Source organism: Cupriavidus sp. 05N40 (assembly GCF_056397305.1).
Genome location: NZ_JBFTND010000358.1, coordinates 1 through 4,095, shown reverse-complemented (window position 1 = coordinate 4,095; position 4,095 = coordinate 1). Strand labels below are relative to the sequence as shown.

The window sequence follows — 4,095 nt, the reverse complement described above, 5'->3', positions numbered from 1 at the left end:
TGGTCACAGTGGAGGTCGTGTCGCCAAAGATCCGTAAGGTGGTCTATGCCAACCCACCCGTGAACCTGATTGTGCCCGAGGCCGTATCACAGCTGCGCGAGGTAGTGAAGTCGTTGAGCGAGGACCCGGCGGTTCAGGTTGTCATCTTCACCAGCAGCACGCCGCGCTTCTTCTTCAACCACTTCGATCTGAGCCAGGCCGCGAATTTCCCCAACTTGCCTGGGGATGATTCCACGCCTGCCTGGGTAGACCTGGTGGTGCGGCTGTCCAAGGCGCCCTTCATCAGCATCGGATCGATCCGGGGACGCACCCGAGGCGGTGGCAACGAGCTGAGCCTAGCGATGGACCTTCGGTACGCGAGCAAGGAGCAAGCGTACTTCTCGCAACCAGAGGTGGGCACCGGCATCGTGCCTGGCGGCGGTGGATCGGAACGGCTGCCGCGCCTGATTGGCCGTGACCGTGCGCTTGAAGCCATCCTAAGCGCTCAGGACTACGACGCCGAAACGGCCGAACGCTACGGCTGGATCACACGCGCCGTTCCTGATGTCGACCTAGATCGCTTTGTGGAGGCAGTTGCGTCGCGTCTAGCCTCGTTTGACAAGGAGGCTCTGGTTGCGGCCAAGGCCCAGGTCAATCGGGCAACTCTGCCGCCGGATGCAGACCTACACGCCGCCTACGGCGAGTACAGCCGCTCCCTTGCCTGGCAGGGCTTCCTCGCTCGCAGGCCGAAGCTCGGGAAGGTCGTGGCCGAGAAGGGGCTCGATTTCGAGCTGCAACTCGGCGAATACCTGGGGAAGCTCGGACAGTAGCCGTCAGGCACACCGAGGGAATCACATCAGAACGGGAGGAAGGTGCCTAATCGAGGCCCCTTCTCCCGCGTGTAAGGCATGCACCAGATCCCGATTCTCGCTAAGGGTGTGTTCGCGGCGCTGAAGAATACGCTGGACGTACGCGCGCTCACCGTTGAAAGCGATGCCTTCGTTTGCAGCAGCGAGAGAATCGAAGACGACGCGGACTGCGTGCAGCAAGAGCAATGCTCCCTGATGCTCGCGAGCCCTGTTGGAAGGGTCTGCCTGGAAGCGCATTGTTGGCAAGACCCTCGGCGCCGGATGGTACTGCAGACCATGAAGTCAAACCATCAACTGGTCTGTCTATCAGTCCAGCCCCATCAATAGGAGATATCCATGTCCACCACCAACAAGACCGCAGTCGTTACCGGCGCCTCTTCAGGCATTGGCGCTGTGTATGCCGATCGCCTCGCTGCTCGCGGCTTCAATCTAATCCTCGTCGCGCGTCGAGCTGACCGACTGGCAGCAGTGTCGGAGCAGCTCTCAAAGGCGTACGGCGTCAATGTCCAGACGCTGACGGCTGACCTCGAGAAAGACGCTGACCTCGCAAAGGTCGAGGCCGTCCTGGCGGAGGAACAGAGCATCAGCCTGCTTATTAACAACGCCGGCATGTCGAAGATGCGCCCGCTCGCCAGCACGGCAGTAAGCGATTCCTTGTCGCAGATTTCATTGAACATCGTAGCCCTAACGCGCCTAACCCATGCGGCGCTGCCGGGGTTCCTTTCGAGGAACGAGGGCGCCATCATCAACATCGCTTCAATCCTTTCCATCCAATACCTGCCTATCAGCGCAGTCTACAGTGGCACGAAGGCATACGTGCTGGCATTTACGCGCAGCCTTCAGAATGAGATCGCAACGACCGGCGTGAAGCTACAACTTGTCCTCCCCGGCGTGACTGCCACGGAAATCTGGACCGAGGGCGCGTCGGGTGTACCACTGGCAGCCATCGACAAAGACAAGGTGATGACCGCCGAAGACATGGTTGACGCTGCCTTGGCCGGGTTCGACAAGGGTGAGTTGGTCACTTGGCCATCGGTGGCGGATGAGAGCTTGTGGTCCAACTTCGATGCCGCTCGGGTCGAGCTTTTTGCAGCGACGCAGACGGGACGCCCTGCACCGCGATATCTGAAGGCCTGACCGTCGATGGGCTCCACCAGTTCGCGGTCGGCAGCCCCGAGATCCCGGCCTGGCAGATACAGGCCACTCAGCCCAGTGCCCCTCTGGTCGCAGCGGACCAGCGCGGCATCGGGATGCTGCACTTTCCTGAGCCCCACATAAATTCGGCTTGAGTTTTGAGACGACCGGTCATATTATACAAGCCCGGCCAGACGTAGACGGGACATCCTTGTGGTGGCCTTACTGCCCTTCCGCTCCGAGCCTGAGCTTGCAGCGACGTACAGGAAAGGTGAGCAATTGTGCTGCCACAGCATGGACGTATGCAGCGCCTGCGCAGCTCTTAACCACCAAGCAGAGACATTAGATATGGGAAACGTGTCAAATCAGATTGAAGAGAAGAACACCTTGGAAGAGGTATGGCAATGGTTCTTTGCAGACTATCTCCCGCGATGGGCCACGGCGGGTGAGCGAGGAGAAGACTCTTCGTTCGTCACCGAATACTGGGGCGCGCCGCTATGGGTAAGCATCGATGACAAGCCGGTCGTCTTGGCAGCGACAGAGGCGGAAGTTGCTGGAATTCTGGCGCCTATCCATGCGCGACTCAAAGCAGCTGGCTACAGCCACACGGCCGTACCCGATCGCCAGGTCACCGTATTCAACAAGAACAGCGCACAGATCAGGGTGATTTGGTCTCGTCGGCGAGCTGACGATTCGGAGATCGAGCGCTGCGTAGTTAACTTCAGTCTAATGAGGCGCGAGGACGGATGGCGTATTTTGCACATTCAGCAGAAGAGTACAGATGTGGCCGTGCTGTCCGAGGTGTGGTCTGTGCACAGCGTCCTTTCGTGATGACATTGCACCTATATTCTTGAGTAGAGAAATCGTGATATCCGACTTCGCACGCAAAATCACCCCATCTGGGGTCGAGTATCTTTCCAACGGCGGTAGCACCGAGCGGGTCTTGGTATTCGTTCACGGCTGGCGTGACAGCGCCTTGGGTTGGCAGTGGGTGATCGACAACCTCAAGCCCGAAGAGGAATGGCGGATCATCGCGGTCCAGCGGCATGCCGTTGAACGCAGCAACGCAGACACCGCTGGCTTGCTTGAAGACTATGCAGACCAAGTCATCGATGCAATAACAGATGGTGCGGCGCCAGAGAGCGTCATCGTGCTAGTGGGGCAGTCAATGGGAGCGCCTGTCGCCGAATTGGCGGCATCGCGAATCGCACAGCGGCTTCAAGGTCTGGTGCTCCTCACACCAGCTCCTCTCGCTGGCACTCCTCTTCCGCCCGAGGCACGGGAAGCCTTCGAGGCTGGTGCACGTGACCTGGACCGGGTCAATGCTGGGCTTAATCGCGTCGGTCTGGCTGTAAGTGTCAACGCAGAGACTCAATTGCGCATGATCCTTGCCACGCCGGCGGAGTCAGAGCATTCCACCTTGCAAACATTGGCATCGTGGATCGGTGGGCATCCTGGCGGCCAGCTGCCATCGTTAGTGACTGCACCGACACTGGTGTTGGTAACGGATGACAAGGCCTTTCCCGAAGAAATGCTCCGCGAAGTGGTCGCGCCGCGGTTCCAGAACGTCCAAATTGGCGAGGTGCGCGACGCGGGACATTTCCCTCACCTTGAGCGGCCGGAGGCGGTGGCCAGGGTGGTCGAAGACTTCGTTTCGAATCTTTAAAGGAAGGAATTCGACCCTCCGAACATAGGGGCTCCCGGCAGGTCAAGGTGGTCCATATGGTGCCAGCATGTCCGACTCTGCGTAGTGCGCAGGGCGAAGTGATATGCACCTAGATAGTCCATGAGGTAGACGGTTTGGATAATTCTGTCCATAACAAGCGCGGGCTTGAGACACGCAATAAGCTGATAACAGCTGGCCTTTCAGAATTCCATTCCCACGGATTCAATGGCGTAGGGATTGGCGACATCGTTAAGACTGCAGGCGTTCCAAAAGGATCGTTCTACAACCTTTTCGAAAGCAAGGAAGCATTTGCTGCGGAGGTGGTTGATCATTATTTCGAACTCGGCCTGAGCAAGCTAAATGAGTTCTTCGGCAACGCAGATCTTCTTCCAGTGGACCGGTTGCGTGGTTACTTCGGTGAGCGAATCAGCCACTTCGCAACGCTCG

Annotated in this window: 5 protein-coding genes; all 5 read left to right on the top strand. The window is 58.6% G+C overall.

Features of this window, described 5'->3' with window-relative positions:
- Positions 1 to 809: enoyl-CoA hydratase/isomerase family protein (locus AC1DO7_RS39955; protein WP_477117469.1), on the top strand; the 809-nt coding region annotated here is incomplete at its 5' end.
- A gap of 375 nt (positions 810 to 1,184) precedes the next feature.
- On the top strand, positions 1,185 to 1,985 hold the full coding sequence (locus AC1DO7_RS39950; protein ID WP_441619867.1) for an SDR family NAD(P)-dependent oxidoreductase: 801 nt from the start codon (positions 1,185 to 1,187) through the stop codon (positions 1,983 to 1,985).
- Between the two features lie 354 nt (positions 1,986 to 2,339).
- Entirely contained in the window at positions 2,340 to 2,813 is a 474-nt protein-coding gene (locus AC1DO7_RS39945; protein ID WP_441619865.1) for a DUF6841 family protein, read from the top strand.
- A 34-nt stretch (positions 2,814 to 2,847) separates the two neighbouring features.
- Positions 2,848 to 3,648, top strand: coding sequence for an alpha/beta fold hydrolase (locus AC1DO7_RS39940; RefSeq protein ID WP_441619863.1), 801 nt, complete (start codon positions 2,848 to 2,850; stop codon positions 3,646 to 3,648).
- A 134-nt stretch (positions 3,649 to 3,782) separates the two neighbouring features.
- Positions 3,783 to 4,095, top strand: a 313-nt coding sequence (locus AC1DO7_RS39935) for a TetR/AcrR family transcriptional regulator (protein WP_477117468.1), incomplete at its 3' end; no start/stop codon positions are given.

Excerpts from the sequence above, each read along its gene's own strand:
- AC1DO7_RS39950 (WP_441619867.1), top strand. The coding sequence starts at position 1,185 with ATGTCCACCACCAACAAGACCGCAGTCGTTACCGGCGCCTCTTCAGGC.